Origin of the sequence: Streptomyces sp. NPDC015144, assembly GCF_043079735.1 — a bacterium.
Lineage (GTDB): Bacteria > Actinomycetota > Actinomycetes > Streptomycetales > Streptomycetaceae > Streptomyces.
Genome location: NZ_JBIBUU010000008.1, coordinates 169,583 through 187,188, shown reverse-complemented (window position 1 = coordinate 187,188; position 17,606 = coordinate 169,583). Strand labels below are relative to the sequence as shown.

The window sequence follows — 17,606 nt, the reverse complement described above, 5'->3', positions numbered from 1 at the left end:
CCGGCCAGGGGCGGGGCGGATCATCCGGGGGACAGTTGCCGGTCGCGGCGGGCGGCCGCGACCTGGCGGTACAGCTCGACGGCCTCCGGGCCGCGGCCGAGCTGCTCCAGGCAGTGCGCCTCGTCGTTGCGGGCGGCCAGGGCGTCGGGGTGGCCGGCCCCCAGGCTCCGTTCGCGGGCCCCCGCGACCGTCCGGTAGGCGGTGAGCGCCTCGGACCAGCGGCCGAGCCAGCCGAGACCGACGGCGACCTCGCGGTGGCTGACCAGGGTGTCGGGATGGTCGGCGCCCAGGACGCGTTCGCGGATCGCGCACACCTCCCGTGCTTCGGCGAGCGCCTCCTCCCAGCGGGCCAGCCGTCCGAGGTTGACGCCGACGCCGTGCCGGGCGCGGAGCGTCTCGGGGTCCTCGGGCCCGGCGACCCTGGTCCGGTCCGCCACCAGGGAGCGGTACAGCTCCAGCGCCTCCTCGCTGCGGCCCAGCCGGCCGAGGCCGATCCCGACCTCGTAGCGGGCGGCGAGGGTGTCGGGGTGGTCGGCGCCGAGCGATCTGGCCCGGGCCCGGGCGACCTCCCGGTACGCCTGGAGCGCCTCCGGCCAGCGCCCCAGCCTGCCCAGGGTGTACGCCACTTCGTAGAGCGTCACCAGCGTGTCGGGGTGGTCGGCGCCGAGCAGCCGGGTACGGGCCGCCACCACCTCCCTGGCCATCCGGTACGAGTCCTCCAGGCGGCCCAGCCGGCCCATGTTGAAGGCGAGGTTGTGGCGGCAGCGCAGGGTGTCCGGGTGGTCGGGGCCCATCGTCCGCTCCCGGGACGCGAGCACCTCCGCGTACACCTGATGGGCCTCGAAGTGCCGGCCGAGGCGGCCCAGCACGTACGCGCTCTCCTGCCGGGCGGCGAGGGTGTCGGGGTGGTCGGGGCCGAGTACGCGCTCGCGGGCCCCGGCCACGCGGTCGAACTCGCGCAGGGCGTCGGCGGCGCGCCCGGTGCGGCTGAGGGAGAAGCCGATCTCGTACCGGCTGGCGAGGGTGTCGGGGTGGTCGGGGCCCAGGGCGTGCTCGCGCTCGGCGGCGACCGCCCGGTGCACCTCGCCGGCCTCCTCCCAGTGGCCGAGGCGGCCCAGGTTGAGCCCCGCGCTGTGCCGGCTGGCGAGGACGGAGAGCAGCTCCGGCGAGGGCGTCGGGCGCCCGGCGCGGACCGGCGGGAGGCCGTCGGCGGGGGTGCGCGGTCCCGCACCGGTGGTCCATTGGCCGGTCAGCCCGGTGAAATGACCGGTCACGGCTGCGGGGCGGAGGCCGACGGCCGGGCGCCCGCCGGTCATGGAACCGGCCCAGCCGGGCAGTTGCCGCGCGGAAGGCATGACGAGGGCCGGCGGCGCGAGCGGCACCTGACCGGTGGGCGGCAGATACGGCTGCCCGCCGGTACGGCCGACGGCGATCCGGTGACGCAGGTCGCCCGCGTCCACGGGCCGCTCGTCGGGGGTCTTGGCCAGGAGCTCCAGCACCACCCGGTCGAAGAAGCCGGGCAGTTCGGCCCGGTGGGTGCGGAGCGGGCGGGGCTGGGTGTCGCGGTGTCCGACCAGGACGGCCCAGGAGTCGTCGAGATCGAACGGGGGTGCGCCGGTGGCGATCTCGTAGAGGACACAGCCCAGTGAGTACAGGTCGCTGCGGTGGTCGACCTGACCGCCGCTGATCTGCTCGGGCGACATGTAGTGCGGGGTGCCCATGGCGATGCCGGTGCCGGTGAGGCGGGAGGTGAAGCCGATGTCATGGCCGAGCCGGGCGATGCCGAAGTCGCAGATCTTCACCGTGCCGTCGGTCAACCGCATGATGTTGGCGGGCTTGAGGTCGCGGTGGACGATGCCCTGCTGGTGGGTGTAGCCGAGGGCGTCGGCGACCTGCTCGGCGATGTCGACGACGTCGTCGACCGGCAGGGGGCTCTGCTTGTTCTCGTCCAGGAGCTGGCTGAGGTTGCGGCCGTCCAGCAGCTCCATCACCAGATAGAGGACGCCCTCGTGCTCGCCGAAGTCGTGGACGACGGTGACGCCGCGGTGCTGGAGCGAGGCCGCGACCCGGGCCTCGCGGCGGAAGCGCTCGCGCAGGACCCGGGTGAACGCCTGGTCGTGCTGGGGCCCCATCGGCTTGAGGCATTTGACGGCGACATGACGACCCAGCGACTCGTCCTGAGCACGCCACACCTCGCCCATGCCGCCGCGCCCGATCCGTTCGAGCAGCCGGTACCGGCTCTGGATCAGCCTGGTGTCCGCCATCGCCTGCTGTCGCCCCCGTCGCTACGCCCGTACCCACGCCCTCCCCGGCCCGTCCAGTATGGCGGGGACACCGCATCGCGGCGCAGCGGTGCCGCGCACCGGATTCGTGTCGCTCATGTCGGTACCTCCCGCTCGACGCCGTACGTACGCGCAGGATACGTGCGGGCACCGACAATCCCCGCCGCCGAGGCGCCGGGAGGGACCGCTCCGCCTCTCGTCGGCCTCGAGCCGGCCATGCGGCGACCGGTTCCGGGAGGCGTTCGTACCCCTACGCGTTCGTGGCACGTACCGCGGAGGGCCGGTCGACCGGGTGGCCCGGTGTCCGATTGCCGTCCGCCGGTGGGCGATGGTTCAACGCCTGCCCGTTCCTGTGGGGGCGTCGGGATTCGATGCGGCGGCGTCGTAGGTGGCGCGGGCCGCGGTGATGTCGGCCCGGTGGCGCTCCGCCCAGCCGACGAGCCCGGTCAGGGATGCGTGGAGTTCGTGAGCCATGGGCGTGAGGCTGTATTCCACCTTGGGCGGAACGGTGGGGTAGACGGTGCGGATGAGCAGGCCGTCCCGTTCCAGCTTGCGCAGGTTCAGGGTGAGCATGCGTCGGCTGATACCGGTGATGGTGCGTTCCAGCTCGGTGAACCGGACGGGTCCGTGTGCGGCGGCGACGAGGATACCGATGCTCCACTTGCCCGCGACGTGGTCGAGGACCTCGGTGAGCGGGCACGCCTCGTTGTTGACCTGCTCGGACACATCGGTGTGACGGTGTGACATGAAAGTGCCTCCTTCCACCGCACGGCATGGTTACAGAAGATGACCGCTGTAACAAGTCGTGCCCCATGGGAGGAGTTCGCATGCGAAGGACCAACTCATCAGCGCCGCGGTCGCGCTGGTCGGCACTGGTCGTGCTCTGCGCCGGACAGTTGATGGTCATTCTCGACGGGACCATCGTGAGCGTGGCGCTGCCGTCCATCCAGCACGGCCTCGGGTTCTCCCCCTCCAGCCTGGCCTGGGTGGTCAACGCCTATCTGGTCCCCTTCGGCGGCCTGCTGCTGCTCGCCGGAAGGCTCGGCGACCTCGTCGGGCGCAAGCGCGTCTTCATCGCCGGCCTGGGTGTCTTCACGGCGGCCTCGCTGCTGTGCGGGGTGTCCCAGGACCCGGCGACGCTGCTCGCCTCCCGGTTCGTCCAGGGCATCGGGGGCGCGGTGACCTCCGCCGTCACCCTCGGCATGGTCGTGACCCTGTTCCCGCAACCGAGGGAGCGGGCCAGGGCCATCGGCGTCTACAGCTTCGTCCAGTCCGCCGGCGGCTCGCTGGGCCTCCTCGTCGGCGGAGCCCTGACGCAGACCATCGGCTGGCACTGGATCTTCTTCGTCAATGTCCCGATCGGAGCCGTGGCCGTGCTGGCGGCCTGGCGCGTGCTCGCTCCCGAGCAGGGCGTCGGCCTCGGCAGGGGCACCGATGTCCTGGGCGCGCTCCTGGTCACCTCCGCGCTGATGCTCGGTGTCTACACCATCGTCGAGACCGCCGACCGCGGCTGGGCGTCCGCGCACACGCTGAGCCGCGGCGCCGTGGCGCTCGCGCTGCTCCTGGCGTTCGTCGTCCGCCAGGCGAAGGCGTCCCATCCGCTGTTGCCGCTTCGTGTGTTCCGCTCACGCGACGTCGCGGGCGCGATGGGTATCCAGGCCCTCATGGTCGCCGGGATGTTCAGCTTCCAGTTCCTGTGCGTCCTCTACCTGCAGAAGGTGCTCCACTTCGACGAGATGCGCACCGGCCTCGGCATCTTCCCGGTCTCGGTCGCGATCGGCGCGCTGTCCCTCGCCCTCTCGCCCCGGCTGATCGCGCGCTTCGGCTCCCGTGCCGTACTCCTTCCGGGGCTCGCGCTGATCGCGGCCGGTCTCGCCGCACTCGGCCGCGTACCGGTGGGCGGGAGCTATGCCGTGGACGTCCTGCCCGCGCTGCTGCCGCTCGGCGTCGGCTTCGGCCTCGCGATGCCGGCGTTGGCCACACTCGCGATGTCGGCGGCCACGCCCCAGGACTCGGGGATCACCTCCGGCATGGTCAACACCATGCAGCAGATCGGCTCCGCCTTCGGGCTCGCCGTCCTCAGCACCCTCGCCAACGCGCGCACGGATGCCCTGCTGGGCGGCGGGACAAGCCCCGCCCCGGCGCTCACGGACGGCTACCGGCTGGCCTTCCGCATCGGCGCGTGCCTGGTCGCGGTCTCGCTCCTCCTCGCCGCCACCCTGCTGCGATCCCCCGTCCCCGCGCGCCGTCCGAGGACGGTCGGGGAGGTCTCGGCGGCCGAGAACGCCGCCCGCTGAGCGGGGAAGGCGACGCCACCCGTTGTGCACTGCCCCACGAAGGTGCCGTCCTCCCGGGAAGCCGGGCCGCCGACGCCCGGCCACGGCCGCCGGGCCGACCGTCCTCGTCGGCGTGCACGATCAACCGTCCTCGGCCGCCGTCGCGGGCCTGAGCGCCGCCACGGCGTCGAGCATCAGCTCCAGGGCGAAGGGGTAGCCGCTGACCCGCATGTCGGCGGCGAGCAGCGGGAAGGTCGCGGCGATGTGCGGGTGGGTGTCGGCGGGCAGCCTCCCGTACGCCTCCTGCCAGACCTCGGCGTCGGCCGCCCGGGCGGCGGGCGGCAGGGCGAGGGCCGCGGCGTCCTGGGCCGCGAAGGCCAGGGCCTGGTCGACGAAGGCGTGGTAGATCCGGACCGCGAGCCCGTCCGGGAAGCCCGCCTCCCGCAGGACGCCGAGGATCGTCTCGACCGCGCGCATCTCGTGCGGACGGCCGGTCGTGCGGTGCGCCGCGAGGACCGCGGCCTGGGGGTTGGCCCGGTACGACTCGTGGACGCGCAGACCGATGGCGCGCAGGTCGGTCCGCCAGCAGCCGGTCAGGGCCAGGCCCTGCTGGGCGCGGCCGATCAGCTCGTCGGCGACGGCGAGCAGAAGGTCGTCGGTGTTGCGGAAGTAGCGGTACAGGGCGCTGGGGTCGGCGCCGAGGGCGGCGCCGAGCCTGCGTACGGAGAGCGCCTCGGCGCCGCGCTGCCCGATCAGGTGGAGCGCGGTCCGGACGATCAGCTCCTCGGAGAGCAGCGCCCCCTGCTTGGTGGGCCTGCGGCGTTGCCGCCGGCCTTCGGGAACCACCCGGTCTGCCATGGGCAGACCCTACGTCAACACCATTGACGTGTGAACCGTCCCTCCTATTCGATGGCGCCGACCGCTTTCCCCGACGCGTGCCGCCGTGTGCCGAGCGCCGTCCCGTCCGTTCTGGAGCAGCCCATGACCGCAGCCGACCTGGTCTTCACCCGCGGCCCCGTCTTCACCGCGGACCCGGCCCGCAGCCGGGCCTCCTCGCTCGCCGTCACCGGCGACCGGATCACCGCCGTCGGCCACGACGAGGTGCGCGATCTCATCGGTCCCGGCACCGACGTCGTGGACCTGACCGGCAAGCTTCTGCTCCCGGGGTTCCAGGACGCCCATGTCCACGCCGTGAGCGGCGGCGTCGAGATGGCCGAGTGCGATCTGACCGGGACGGTCGGGGCGGCCGAGTACCTGGAGCGGGTCGGGGCGTACGCGAAGGCCCACCCCGGACGCGAGTGGATCACCGGGGGCGGCTGGTCCCTGGAGAGCTTCGAGGGCGGGATGCCCACCCGGCAGCTGCTGGACGGGGTCGTCCCGGACCGCCCGGTGCTGTTGTCCAACCGGGACCACCACGGTGCCTGGGCCAACAGCCGCGCGCTCGAACTCGCCGGGATCACCGCGGACACCCCCGATCCGGCGGACGGGCGCATCGAGCGGGAACCGGACGGCACGCCGAACGGGATGCTCCAGGAAGGCGCGGTCGCCCTGGTGGCCCGGCTGGTGCCGCCGGGCACCGCGCGGGAGCGGCTGGAGGGGCTGCTGCGCGCGCAGCGGCTGCTGCACTCCCTCGGCATCACGGGCTGGCAGGACGCGCTGCTCGGAGTGCTCGGCGACAAGCCCGACCCCTCGGACACGTATCTGACGGCGGCCCGCGAGGGGTCGCTCACCGCCCGGGTGAACGGTGCGCTGTGGTGGGACCGGGGGCGGGGCGCGGAGCAGATCGAAGAGCTGGTCGCCCGGCGCGAACGGCTGTGCCACGGGCGGTTCCGGGCGGGCTCGGTGAAGATCATGCAGGACGGGATCGCGGAGAACTTCACCGCCGCGATGACCGCCCCGTACCTCGACGGCTGCGGCTGCGCGACCGCCAACAGCGGCCTCAGCTTCGTGGAGCCCGGCGCGTTGCGGGGGTACGTCACGGAGCTGGACGCGCTCGACTTCCAGGTGCACTTCCACGCGCTGGGCGACCGCGCGGTGCGGGAGGCGCTCGACGCCGTGGAGGCGGCGCTCGACGCCAACGGCCGTCGTGGCAACCGCCACCACCTGGCCCATCTCCAGGTGGTCCACCCCGAGGACCTGCCCCGCTTCGCCCGGCTCGGCGCGATCGCCAACATCCAGCCGCTGTGGGCTGCCCACGAGGCGCAGATGGACGAGCTGACCATCCCGTTCCTCGGGCCCGAGCGCGCCGCCTGGCAGTACCCGTTCGGCGATCTGGTGCGGGCCGGGGCGACCCTGGCCGCGGGCAGCGACTGGCCGGTGAGCAGCCCGGCACCGCTCGAAGGCATCCATGTGGCGGTGAACCGGAAGGAGCCCGGCACCGCCGACGAGCGGGTCTTCCTGCCCGAGCAGCGGCTCGACCTCCAGACCGCGGTCGCCGCCTACACCGCGGGCAGCGCCCATGTGAACGGCCTGGACGACGCGGGCAGCCTGCGCGCCGGGCACCTCGCCGATCTGGTGGTCATCGACCGGGACATCTTCACCGGGCCCGCCGAGGAGATCGCGCAGGCGCGGGTGGAGCGCACGTACGTGGGCGGCCGGCTCGTTCACGCGGTGTGAGCCGGCCGCACGCGTAAGCGTTCAGCCGGGCGGCGGCAGCCGCGAGGACTCCCGCACTTCCGGCCGGGTCGGAACCAACCGTATGGCAGGTGCCGATTCCCTCAACTCCATTACAGGCAAGAGGAGTTCGGCACGGGCCCGGGCGACGCCCCTGGCCCGCAGGCCGAGCATGATGATCGCAGGCCCGGTGTGCTCTGTGGTGGAGTCCTCGCTCACGCAGACCAGGAGGAGGTCGTCCGGGACCCGGCGGCCGCGTCGGCGAGCCGCCTCCAGGAGGAGGGGCGGGCGCGCCTCGGCGACCACGACAGGGCGCCGGGGCCCCCGCCCGTCGCCCCGTGTGTCGTCGAGGGTCACTTCGACGGCCGCGGCCCCGGGCCCGTTGCCCGGGTTGCCCGGCTCAAGGCCGGGGCGACCCGGCGGGCAGCAGCACCACCGCGCAGCCGCGTTCGAGCGCGGTCGCAGCCGTGCCCGCCACCCCTGCCGCGACCAGCGTGCCGTGCGAGCGTGGTCACGGGGCTTCCGGAACAAGCTCCCACGAGGTCACAAACGCCCGTCCAGCCGTGTGCGTGGTGACGTCCGACGAGCCGACAGATCCCCAGCAGGGCAGTCGAGACGTCAGTCCGTCGGGTCGCCGGACCCACCCGCAGCGTCACGACGTCACCTCCTCACCGTCAGTCGGGCAGACCGCGCAGGAAGTCGCGGATCAGCGCCACGCTCCGCGCCCGCCGGGTCAGGAACGGGAAGTGGCCCGCGTCGAGCAGATGGATCCGGGCATCGGGCAGGTCGCGGGCGAACGCGCGGGCGCCGTCCGGGCCGAAGATCTCGTCGCCCCGGCCCCAGACCGCCAGCAGCGGCGGCCGGTGCGTCCGCAGGTAGTGCTGCCATGCGGCGTAGCGCGGCGGGTTGGTGCCGTAGTCCAGGAACAGGTCGAGCTGGATCTCCTGGTTGCCGGGCCGGTCCAGCAGCGCCTGGTCGTGCAGCGCCTGCGACGGGTCCACCAGCGCGGTGTCCGGGACGCCGTGGGTGTACTGCCAGCGGGTGGCCTCGGCGGTGAGCATGCCGCGCAGCGCCTCACGGTTCTCGGTGGACCGGTCGGCCCAGTAGTCGCGGAGCGGCTTCCAGAACGGCGTGAGGCCGTCCTCGTAGGCGTTGCCGTTCTGGGTGACGATGCCGGTGATCCGCTCGGGGTGGCGCAGCGCCAGGCGGAATCCGACGGGTGCCCCGTAGTCGTGGACGTGGAGCGCGTACCGGGTGACACCCAACTGCTCCAGCAGGGCGTCCACCGTGTCCGCCAGATGGTCGAAGGTGTAGTCCCACGCGTCGGCGGGCGGTGCGGAGCTGAGGCCGAAGCCGGGGTAGTCCGGGGCGATCAGATGGAACTCGTCGGCCAGGTCGGTCAGCAGGTCACGGTAGACCGCCGAGGAGGTCGGGAAGCCGTGCAGCAGGACGAGTGTGGGCGCGTCCGGATCGCCCGCCTCGCGGTAGAAGATGTCGAGTCCGTCGATCCGTACGGTGTGGTGGCGCACTGCGTCCATGATGACTCCAACCATCTAAATTCGTTTAGCCGGTTGACTGCAGTGCAAGCGTAGAACGGTCACGACTAACCAGTCAAGCCATCTTTACCGGTTGGGTAGACTGGGTGCATGACACGCCCCCTCATCGGCGAGCCCCTGGCCCTGGATCTGGTCAACTCCGTCTGGGTGGATCAGGGCCACACCTTCGACCAGTTCGACGAGCCCGACGGCCTGGAAAGCTGGCTCGACGACCACGACATGGCGGACATCGACGCCGACACCACCGCCGTCCGCGAGGCGTTGCTGCGGGCCCGGTCCGCGCTGCGCGCCGCACTGGAGGACGGGGACGACGCCCCGCTCAACGATGTCCTGGCCCACGGCTTCCACCGGCCCGGACTGCACGACGGGGCGCCTCGGGTCGCCACCGTCACGGACGACCCGGCATGGCTGCCCGCCTGGACCGCCGCCGCCGACCTGGTCCGCCTGCTCGCCGAACGGGCCGAGCGCGTCCGCCACTGCGCGAACCCCGCGTGCGTCCTGTGGTTCTACGACGTCAGCAAGAACGGCTCCCGACGCTGGTGCTCGATGGAGGTCTGCGGCAACCGCGCCAAGTCCGCGCGGTTCCAGAGGTCGCACCCGCGACGGTAGAACCCTCCACGGCGACGGGCCGCCCCGCGCGATCCAGAGGCTCCGGCGGGTGCGGCCGCACTGCGCGGCGGCGGCCGCACCCGACGAGGCGCGGGCGCGCACCGCACCCGGTCCCGCAGGAAGGTATCCCCCGGCCCTACGCGGTGGGGCTCAGATGCGTACGGGCCCAGGTCTCGAAGGTGGTGAGCGGGATGCCGAGTTCGCGTGCGTACCGGGGGCGACCGGGCTGACCGGCCACGTTGAGGAATTCGTGACTGGCGCCCGACCCCGGCATTCCGGCGGCGCGGGCCTGCGCCTCGGTCATGTCGGGCGCGGCCAGGCGCGTACCCAGGACCCGGGAGAGGACCTCGGCGATCCGCTTCATCGACAGATAGTCGCTCGCCAGTTCCAGTTCGACCCCGTTGAACGTGTCCCGGTCGGCGACGGCCGCCGCCGCAGCGGCCCCGATGTCGTCGACGGCGACCAGGGACAGGCGGGTTTCGGGCTTCAGGACGCTGACCAGGCCGCCGCCGACGCCGCGAGGGAAGAGAAAGGCGCTGGAGGGGAGGAAGTTCTCCATGAAGAAGCCGGGCTTGAGGAGGGTCCAGTACGGGAAACCCGCCGCGCGGACCCGGTCCTGGATCGCCGCCTTGGCGCCCAGAGTGCCCTCCACGGACGCCCAGCGGCCCTCGGCCCAGCCGGGGATCGCGGTGTGCTGCCCGGCCCCCGTCACGGAGGTGTGGACGAACTGCGGCACACCGGCCTCCAGCGCGGCCTCGACGAGGTTGGCCGCCTGGGCCACCTCACCGTCGAAGTCGAAGCCGTCCTGGGTCGGGGCGGGCATCTGCACGGAGAAGACCGCACGGGCGCCCGCGGCGGCGCGGGCCAGGGACGCACGGTCGCCGAGGTCACCGGTGACCAGTTCGGCCCCCAACTCCCGGACGGCCCGCGCCCGCGCCGTGGACGTGTCGCGCACCAGGGCACGGACCGGAATTCCGGAGCCCAGCAGGGCACGTGCCGTGGCGCCTCCCTGCTTGCCGGTGGCGCCGACGACGAGCACGGGCGCTGCGAACGGGTTCGGCATGAGCACTCCCGGGGCATGAAGTGGCGAGGTTCACCGTTTCTTACCCGATACAATACGGTGGCCCCCGCCGTTTAGTGCAAGAGCCTCCGGAGCCCACGTCATGCCCGCACCACAACGCGCCGACGCCCGGCGCAACTACCTGCGTCTCCTCGCGGTGGCGGAGGAGGAGATCGCCTCTCACGGCGCCGAGGCGTCCTTCGAGCGGATCGCCCGCACGGCGGGCGTCGGTTCGGCCACGGTGCGCCGCCACTTCCCCTCGCGCCGCGCACTGCTGGAAGCGGTCTCGCGGGAACGGGTCGAGGCACTGCGTACGCACGCCCGGGAACTGACGAATCACCCCGGGTTCGAGCCACGTGCCGCCCTGTTGGAGTGGCTCGGCGAGGTCGTCGCCTACTGCGTACGCGCCCATGGGCTGGCAGTCCTGCTCTCCTACGAGGGCTCCCCGCAGGACAACAGCTGCTCGGCGACGCTCCAGGAAGCGGCCGGCCTCCTGCTGGACCATGCCGTGCGGGACGGCGCCGTGGACCCGGGCGTCACGGCCGCCGATCTGATCACGCTGGCCGCCGGCCTCGCCATGGCCACCGAGCACCACCCCGACCCCACCGCTTCGGCACAACGGCTGCTCCGGCTCACGACCCTGGGGCTGAGCCCGGAGACCCCGGGGCCGAGGGGGACTGGCACGGGCACGGGCACGGGCGCGGCGGAGTAGCCGCGACGCACCCTGGGTCTTCTTCGTGGGCACCGTGAGCGGGTACGGGAGAAGCCGTCACGCCTCGCGATCCGTACCGCCTGGGGGCGGGCGGCGCCCCAGGAACCCGGGGGAGCCGTTCGGCCGGACCGGTCCGGCCGAACGACAGCCGTCACGACACCAGGCCGGCCCCCTCCAGCTCGGTCAGCCGCACGGTGCACAGTCCCCCGCGCTCGGCCTTGACGTCCGTCACCTTGAGCTGTGTCCCCGGCGCGAGGATGTACTCCTCCTCCCCCGTGAACGCGGAGAACCGGCGGATCCCGACCGCCCGCGCGGGCGTCACCTCGAACAGCGTCCGCCGGCCGCGCCCGCCCAGGAACGCGCGGGCCACCCCCAGCTCGGACGTGCACGACGACACGCCCCACCACGTCACCGTCCGCCCCAGTGGGTACTGGGACCGCAGGTCCAGCGCGACCCCACGCCACAACGGCCGCGTCTGCGCGGGCAGCGCCTCCATCGCCGAGAACAGCAACCGCAGGTAGGGCAGGTAGGGCACCACGCGTTCACGGTCCGACGAGCGCAGCACGGCGTTGATCTCGCGGTAGAAGCCAGACTCGCACGTGTACAGGTGGAGGGCCGAGATCTCGTCGGCCGACAGGGTGCCGTCGGACGCCGCCTCGGCCGCCTTCGTCTCCCCGAAGCCGATCGACCGCTCGATGTGCCGATCCAACTGCCCGAGCACCCGCGAGACCGGCTCGACGGCCTTCCGGAAGTCCATCAGCGGCGTGTCGAACACACCGGTGACGGGCGGCAGGACGAGGCCCTCGTCCTTGACGCTGGTGAGCCGCTCCAGATAGAGCTGATGCAACTCCATCGTGGACGCGATGAACGCCCCCATCCGCTCCGCCACACCACCGTTCTGCGGCCCATCGGCCCCGCCCGTCGACTGGTCCCAGCCCTTCTGCGGCAGCCAGTCCACCGGCTCGGCCCCCACCGCCCCCAAGGCGTCGTTCACTTCGGCGAAGTGGTCGCCCTCGCAGAACCGGTCTCCCTGGGCGGCCGGATTGACATGGTCCAGGTGGCGGACCTCGACGCCCGGATACTTCTTCTCCAGCCGCTGGACGACTCTCTTCAGGCTGCGGGCGTGCGCACCCCACCAGGCGAACACCACGCCGCGGTCGTCCTCGTCCGCCGCGGCCTCCTTGGCCCGGAGGATCTCCTCGACGATCTGCTCGGCCACGGGGCGCCAGAACGCGGTGTGCCGATCGGTCGCCATCGCCCCGTCCGCGCTCGCCGTGAGCGACGCGTTCAGCAGCAACACGCCCTGGGTCAGCATCGCCTGGAACCACTCGGGCGGCTGAACCGTGTCCTCCTTCTTCAGCAGGGCACGGACATCGGCGATCGGGGTCTTCTTGGCGATGCCGTACTTCCACATCGCGGCCGCCTTGATGAGGCAGCGGATGCTCACGACCCTGCCGAACTGGCTGTCCTTCCAGTCGTTGAAGGTGTTGTCGAACATCGCGATGCCGGTCGCGCTCTCCGGCCTCGGGTAGGGGTTCTGTCCGAAGACGACCACCTTCCACTTCTCCGGCGGGTGCGGCTTCAACGCCTGGAACGTCAGCTCACGCACCGGAACGACCTCCGGGCTGCGCTTCGGGCCGATGAGGTCGGCGGCCCCCGGCTGCGCCTCGATCACCGGTGCGAGCAGCGGCAGCCAGGGCTCGCCGCCGCCGGTGAACAGCTCGGCCAGCCCCAGCGGGTCCCCGGCCGGAGCCCCGGCGCCGCCCGCGGCCGTCGTGTCGACATCATTCACGAGGGTGGAACTCCCAGTACTCGATTCGGGCGCTTTCGCCGGCACCCCGGCGTGCTGAACGGATACGGCGGGACCGTCGCCGGTGTCCGCCCCCTGGACGGCACCGTTCGTCGCGATCTTCGGGTCAGTGACGAAAGGAGGGCCGCTGTGGCACGTTGATCCGGACCCGCCGCGCGGACCCCGCTCCCTCGATGTCGTCGAGCTGGCCCAGCACGGCTGCCCGCAGCTCGTCGTAGTCCGCGAAACCGTGGTCGTGGAAGAGGGTGTAACCCGTCCACATCAGGTTGGCGCACACCTTCGCGGGCACCTGCCCGGTCTGCGCGCCCATCCCGACGAGTGCCACCGACCGTATGCTGCCCGGCTTCGCCCGGTTCTGCAGATGCACCGCCTGGAAGGCCGCCGCGCAGGCCAGCGCCACGTTCATCGTGGCGCTGATGTTCTGCGACGACTGGCGCATGGTCGGCGTCGAGATCAGATAGCGGGGTATGTCCGCTCCGGACGGGACGCACACCGCGCTGCCGACCGGCAGCCGTCCGCCGAACCGGTCACGGATCGCCCGCTGCACCCGCACCTGGATGCCCGCGCCGAGGTACCGCTTGACGACGGCGTCGACCCCACCGTCCATGCGGCCGCGCTCGTTGGTCGGCGAGACCCAGGCGTCGGCGTCCACCTCGAGAAGGGAGCCCCGCCTGATCTCGACCTCCGGCGTGTCCGCGAACGCGGACCGCCACGCCGTCACCACCTCGTCGTTGACGTCGACGAGGACGACGCTCAACGCATGCCTGAACCCCACGAATTCACCCTTCCTGCCCCGTGATCCCGAACACCTCCGAAGCTATCGCGCGCCACTGACAACGCCGTTCCACAGGGTTCGCGGACCTGGTCGGAGCCGGAGGAGGCGTCGGACGACGGCTCTCACCGGTTTCCGTCGAGATCGGCGTGGAGCCCTCTCAGTTCCAGCCGCGCCTTGAGGAACTCCATCTCCGCCGAGGTCCCCACCAGGCCGTCGCGGCTCAGTTCTCCGGCCAGCTCGCGAGCGCGCGACAACGAGACCGCCGAGACTTCCCGAAGGACCTTCAGAGCAGGGACCAGACTGGGAGCCGGGCCGACCAGCCGGAGCCTGACAGGTCCGTGCGCTGCGAGCAGGGCCTCCCGGACATCATCGGGCGCTCGTCCCCGACCGGCGTGTTCGCACATGTAGGTCCCACAGGACCCGCAGAAGAACTCCGAGTCCCACCACAACGCATCGTGGAGGACGAACTGGTTGACCTCCCGCACCGCCGCGCTGCCGCACTCGCACCACGCCGTGATCTTCGCTGTTCGACCAGTCACCCGGGCTCCCCCGCGTTCCACTCCCGCGGCAGATCCTCGCCGCAGAAGACACAGACGAAGTCCTCCTCCCGCACGATGTTGAGCTCGTGGCAGGAGCGGCAACGGCGGAAGACCACCTCGTGCGTGAACCCGGGTGGACGACGGAGCCCGATCCGGTCCAGGGCCCCGGCCACGGCCGACCATGAGCCGACGTCCGGGCAGTATCCGGTCGACTGGTTACTGACCTCCTCGACCGCCCATCGTCCGGACTCCTCACGAAAGCTCATCTCGCCGGCGCTCAGCACCTCTCCGCCGTCGGCGCACACCACGTGCTCCCTGCGGCGCGGAGCGAGTCGCAGCACCCCGCCGCCATCGACGACGAACGTGAAGGGCTCGGCCAACTCGGCCGAGGTCAGCGCGGAGACCCAGGCGCCGAAGTCCACCGCGGAGCGGATGCTCCGACCCCCGTGGTCCGCCTGGACGAGCTTCTTCAGCTCCGCCGGCCCCACATACCGATACCTCCGCCCCCGCGTCCCCACGCACACCAATCTAGCGCCGTGACCGGAAACGGGTCCGGGCAACAGGGCCGCCATCCCCAGGAACTGGTGCCTCGCGATCACTTCCAGCGGTCCTGGCGGACGCGGTCAGCCAGGAGTACCCGGACTACGGCAACCGGATCGGTGCAGTGACCCTGATGAAGACCGCCGGCCCGGCCCGTGGGCACAAGCCCGACCGGCAGCGGCGTCGACGGCGGCCGCTCGTTCCCGTCGTCCGAACCCGCGGATGGGGCGCGGTACGTGCTCGACGCACTCGCCCGCGGTCGGCGGATCGCGGGGAAGCACGCACATGCGGCATGGGCGCGTCTCGGCCGCGAAGGGCTCAACGGCGAACGCGGGGCATGCCCAGGCCGATCCAGGAGATGATCTCGCGCTGGATCTCGTTGTTGCCGCCGCCGAAGGTGAAGATGACGGCGGAGCGGTAGCCGCGTTCAAGCTCGCCGTGGAGGACGGTGCCCGCCGAGCCCTCCTTGAGGGGGCCCGCCGCGCCGACGATCTCCATCAGCCAGGCGTAGGCGTCGCGGCGGGCCTCGGAGCCGTAGACCTTGACGGCGGATGCGTCCTGGGGGGTGAGGGTGCCGTTCTGGACGGCGGAGACCATCTGCCAGTTGAGGAGCTTCATGGCGTCGAGCCGGGTGTGGGTGCGGGCCAGCAGGGTGCGGACCCAGCCGAGGTCGATCACCCGGCGGCCGTCGTCGAGCAGGGTGTTGGCCGCCCAGCGCTGGACGTCGCGGAGGGCACGGATCGCCATGGTGCCGTGGGCGGCGAGGGTGACGCGTTCGTGGTTGAGCTGGTTGGTGATGAGCCGCCAGCCCTTGTTCTCCTCGCCGACGCGGTGGGAGGCGGGGACGCGGACGTTCTCGTAGTAGCTGGCGGTGGTGTCGTGGGAGGCGAGGGTGTTGATCACGGTGCAGGAGTAGCCCGGGTCCGAGGTCGGGACGAGCAGCATGGTGATGCCCTTGTGCGGGGCCGCGTCCGGGTCGGTGCGGACGGCGAGCCAGACCCAGTCGGCGGTGTCGCCGTTGGTCGTCCAGATCTTCTGCCCGTCGACCGTGTAGTGGCCGGTGGTCTCGTCGCCCTCGCGTACCGCCCGGGTCTTGAGGGCGGCGAGGTCGGTGCCCGCGTCGGGCTCGCTGTAGCCGATCGCGAAATCGATCTCGCCGCTGAGGATCCTCGGCAGGAAGTACGCCTTCTGCTCGTCGGTGCCGTACCGCATGATCGTCGGGCCGACCGTGTTGAGGGCCATCAGCGGCAGCGGGACATTGGCCTGCGCCGCTTCGTCGAAGAAGATGAACTGCTCCATCGGGGAGAGTCCGCGCCCGCCGTACTCCACCGGCCAGCCGACGCCGAGCCAGCCGTCGGTTCCCAGGCGGCGGATCGTCTCCCGGTAGAAGCGCTTCTGGGCCTCCGGGGCGGCGTAGCGCGCATGGGCGTCGTCGGGGACCAGCGCGGCGAAGTACGCGCGCAGTTCGGTGCGCAGCTGCTGCTGTTCGGGCGTGTATTCGAGGTGCACGGCCCCTCCGGGAGTCTCGCGGTGGCGTCGTCCGTGTGCGGCGGCGCACACAGTAGAACGTGTTGCAAGAATCCGGAAGGGCCGGGACGCGGTCCGGTGGGGTCAGCGCTTGACGGCCCGCAGGACGACGAACTTCGGATCCCCGGCGACGGTCTCGCAGTTGCCGAAGATGCGGCGGAGCCGAGTGTGGTAGCCGAGGTGCCGGTTGGCGACGACCCAGAGTTCGCCGCCGGTCCGCAGTGCGGCGCGGGCACCGCGGAACATGGCGCGGGCCGTGGCGTCGGTGACGGCCTGGTGGGAGTGGAACGGCGGGTTGTTGAGGACCAGGTCCACGCTGTCGGGCGCCACGTCGGCCAGCCCGTCGCCGACCAGGAACTCGGCCCTGGCGTCCGGTCCGGTGTTGGTGCGGAAGGTCTCCTCGGCGGAGGCGACCGCCTGGTACGACTCGTCGATGAAGGTGACCGTCGCCTCGGGGTTGGCGAGGGCGGCGCAGAGTCCGACGACGCCGTTGCCACAGCCGAGGTCGACAACCCGCTCGGGACCGCTGCGCGCGGGCAGGTGGCCGAGGAAGAAGCGGGTGCCGATGTCGAGGCGCTCGGCGCAGAAGATCCCGGCGTGGTTGACGACGGTGCGGCCGGAGACGGGGCCGATCCCGCCGGGCAGCTCGTAGCGGTGCGGCCACGGACTGGGCGTGCGGGCCGTCCCCGGGGCGGGGGTGCTGAAGACGAGCCGGGCCTTCTTGACGGCCAGGGAGGTGCGGGTGGGGCCGATGATCCGCTCGAAGAGCCGGAGGGTGGAGGTGTGGATCTCCTTGACCATGCCGGTGCCGATGACGACGGTGTCCGCGTGGAGGGACGGCGCCAGTCGGTGCAGCTGGTCCTCCAGGAGCGCGAGGCTCTTCGGGACGCGCACCAGCAGGACGTCGACGCGCTCCGGCGGGGTGTCCCGGGCCGACAGGAGGCGCACGGCGTCCGCCGCCACGCCGTTGCGGTCCAGGTTCGCCCGGGTCGCGCGCTGCGCCAGGTAGGAGTCGGTGATCTGTACGGGGCGGTGCGCGGCCAGCGCCGTGCTCAGGGCGCCCCAGCGGTCGCCCACCACGGTCACCGCGCCCGACAGGTCCACCGGTTCCGTGCCGTCGGCCCCTTCCAGCCGCCGCAGCAGATACTCGTCGGCGGCATCCCAGGCACGGAACGGGTCGCGCGGGTCCTCGGGGTAGCGGGCGAGGTCGAACCCGGCCCCTGACGTCGTCAAACGGTTCATTGTGCACCCAGGCTAGCCGAGCCGCGGGGAACGCCCACACGCTCCCCGCGGCTCGGGCACGGGGC

Annotated in this window: 16 protein-coding genes; 4 read left to right on the top strand and 12 right to left on the bottom strand. The window is 72.2% G+C overall.

The window, feature by feature from the left end; translation table 11 throughout:
• Positions 1-20: 20 nt before the first annotated feature.
• Both ACF08W_RS16515 and ACF08W_RS16510 read right to left on the bottom strand, forming a co-directional pair.
• Positions 21-2,264, bottom strand: a complete 2,244-nt coding sequence (locus ACF08W_RS16515) for a tetratricopeptide repeat protein (RefSeq protein ID WP_392279645.1) — start codon at positions 2,262-2,264, stop codon at positions 21-23.
• A 351-nt stretch (positions 2,265-2,615) separates the two neighbouring features.
• On the bottom strand, positions 2,616-3,029 hold the full coding sequence (locus tag ACF08W_RS16510; protein ID WP_385212394.1) for a winged helix-turn-helix transcriptional regulator: 414 nt from the start codon (positions 3,027-3,029) through the stop codon (positions 2,616-2,618).
• Positions 3,030-3,181: 152 nt separating this feature from the next.
• Between ACF08W_RS16510 and ACF08W_RS16505 the strand changes: the two genes are divergently transcribed.
• A complete protein-coding gene (locus ACF08W_RS16505) occupies positions 3,182-4,579 on the top strand; it encodes an MFS transporter (protein ID WP_392279714.1) in 1,398 nt (465 codons plus the stop codon).
• Between the two features lie 120 nt (positions 4,580-4,699).
• Here the strand turns inward: ACF08W_RS16505 and ACF08W_RS16500 are convergent, their stop codons facing one another.
• On the bottom strand, positions 4,700-5,416 hold the full coding sequence (locus ACF08W_RS16500; protein ID WP_392279644.1) for a TetR/AcrR family transcriptional regulator: 717 nt from the start codon (positions 5,414-5,416) through the stop codon (positions 4,700-4,702).
• 123 nt (positions 5,417-5,539) lie between these two features.
• Between ACF08W_RS16500 and ACF08W_RS16495 the strand changes: the two genes are divergently transcribed.
• Positions 5,540-7,174, top strand: a complete 1,635-nt coding sequence (locus ACF08W_RS16495; RefSeq protein WP_392279643.1) for an amidohydrolase — start codon at positions 5,540-5,542, stop codon at positions 7,172-7,174.
• Positions 7,175-7,195: 21 nt separating this feature from the next.
• Here the strand turns inward: ACF08W_RS16495 and ACF08W_RS16490 are convergent, their stop codons facing one another.
• Both ACF08W_RS16490 and ACF08W_RS16485 read right to left on the bottom strand, forming a co-directional pair.
• On the bottom strand, positions 7,196-7,477 hold the full coding sequence (locus tag ACF08W_RS16490; RefSeq protein WP_392279642.1) for a substrate-binding domain-containing protein: 282 nt from the start codon (positions 7,475-7,477) through the stop codon (positions 7,196-7,198).
• A 368-nt stretch (positions 7,478-7,845) separates the two neighbouring features.
• Positions 7,846-8,709, bottom strand: coding sequence for an alpha/beta fold hydrolase (locus tag ACF08W_RS16485; protein ID WP_392279641.1), 864 nt, complete (start codon positions 8,707-8,709; stop codon positions 7,846-7,848).
• 108 nt (positions 8,710-8,817) lie between these two features.
• Here ACF08W_RS16485 and ACF08W_RS16480 point away from each other — a divergent pair, with 108 nt between their 5' ends.
• Positions 8,818-9,336, top strand: coding sequence for a CGNR zinc finger domain-containing protein (locus tag ACF08W_RS16480; RefSeq protein WP_392279640.1), 519 nt, complete (start codon positions 8,818-8,820; stop codon positions 9,334-9,336).
• A 136-nt stretch (positions 9,337-9,472) separates the two neighbouring features.
• Here the strand turns inward: ACF08W_RS16480 and ACF08W_RS16475 are convergent, their stop codons facing one another.
• On the bottom strand, positions 9,473-10,399 hold the full coding sequence (locus ACF08W_RS16475) for an NmrA family NAD(P)-binding protein (protein ID WP_385212406.1): 927 nt from the start codon (positions 10,397-10,399) through the stop codon (positions 9,473-9,475).
• A 100-nt stretch (positions 10,400-10,499) separates the two neighbouring features.
• Between ACF08W_RS16475 and ACF08W_RS16470 the strand changes: the two genes are divergently transcribed.
• The gene (locus ACF08W_RS16470; protein ID WP_392279639.1) at positions 10,500-11,108 is read left to right on the top strand and encodes a TetR/AcrR family transcriptional regulator; all 609 of its coding nucleotides are present in this window, start codon (positions 10,500-10,502) and stop codon (positions 11,106-11,108) included.
• 151 nt (positions 11,109-11,259) lie between these two features.
• Here ACF08W_RS16470 and ACF08W_RS16465 read toward each other — a convergent pair whose 3' ends face one another.
• The 6 genes from ACF08W_RS16465 to ACF08W_RS16440 all read right to left on the bottom strand — a co-directional run bounded on the left by ACF08W_RS16465 (position 11,260) and on the right by ACF08W_RS16440 (position 17,541).
• On the bottom strand, positions 11,260-12,900 hold the full coding sequence (locus tag ACF08W_RS16465) for an ADP-ribosyltransferase domain-containing protein (RefSeq protein ID WP_385212410.1): 1,641 nt from the start codon (positions 12,898-12,900) through the stop codon (positions 11,260-11,262).
• Between the two features lie 124 nt (positions 12,901-13,024).
• A complete protein-coding gene (locus ACF08W_RS16460) occupies positions 13,025-13,693 on the bottom strand; it encodes a macro domain-containing protein (RefSeq protein ID WP_385212412.1) in 669 nt (222 codons plus the stop codon).
• A 122-nt stretch (positions 13,694-13,815) separates the two neighbouring features.
• Positions 13,816-13,947 carry a hypothetical protein gene (locus ACF08W_RS16455; protein WP_392279638.1) on the bottom strand — a complete coding sequence of 44 codons (132 nt, stop codon included), beginning with the start codon at positions 13,945-13,947 and terminating at the stop codon, positions 13,816-13,818.
• 281 nt (positions 13,948-14,228) lie between these two features.
• Positions 14,229-14,750, bottom strand: coding sequence for a hypothetical protein (locus ACF08W_RS16450; protein WP_392279637.1), 522 nt, complete (start codon positions 14,748-14,750; stop codon positions 14,229-14,231).
• A 340-nt stretch (positions 14,751-15,090) separates the two neighbouring features.
• Positions 15,091-16,281 carry an acyl-CoA dehydrogenase family protein gene (locus ACF08W_RS16445; protein ID WP_352278012.1) on the bottom strand — a complete coding sequence of 397 codons (1,191 nt, stop codon included), beginning with the start codon at positions 16,279-16,281 and terminating at the stop codon, positions 15,091-15,093.
• A gap of 102 nt (positions 16,282-16,383) precedes the next feature.
• The gene (locus ACF08W_RS16440) at positions 16,384-17,541 is read right to left on the bottom strand and encodes a methyltransferase (protein WP_392279636.1); all 1,158 of its coding nucleotides are present in this window, start codon (positions 17,539-17,541) and stop codon (positions 16,384-16,386) included.
• Between the last annotated feature and the right edge of the window lie 65 nt (positions 17,542-17,606).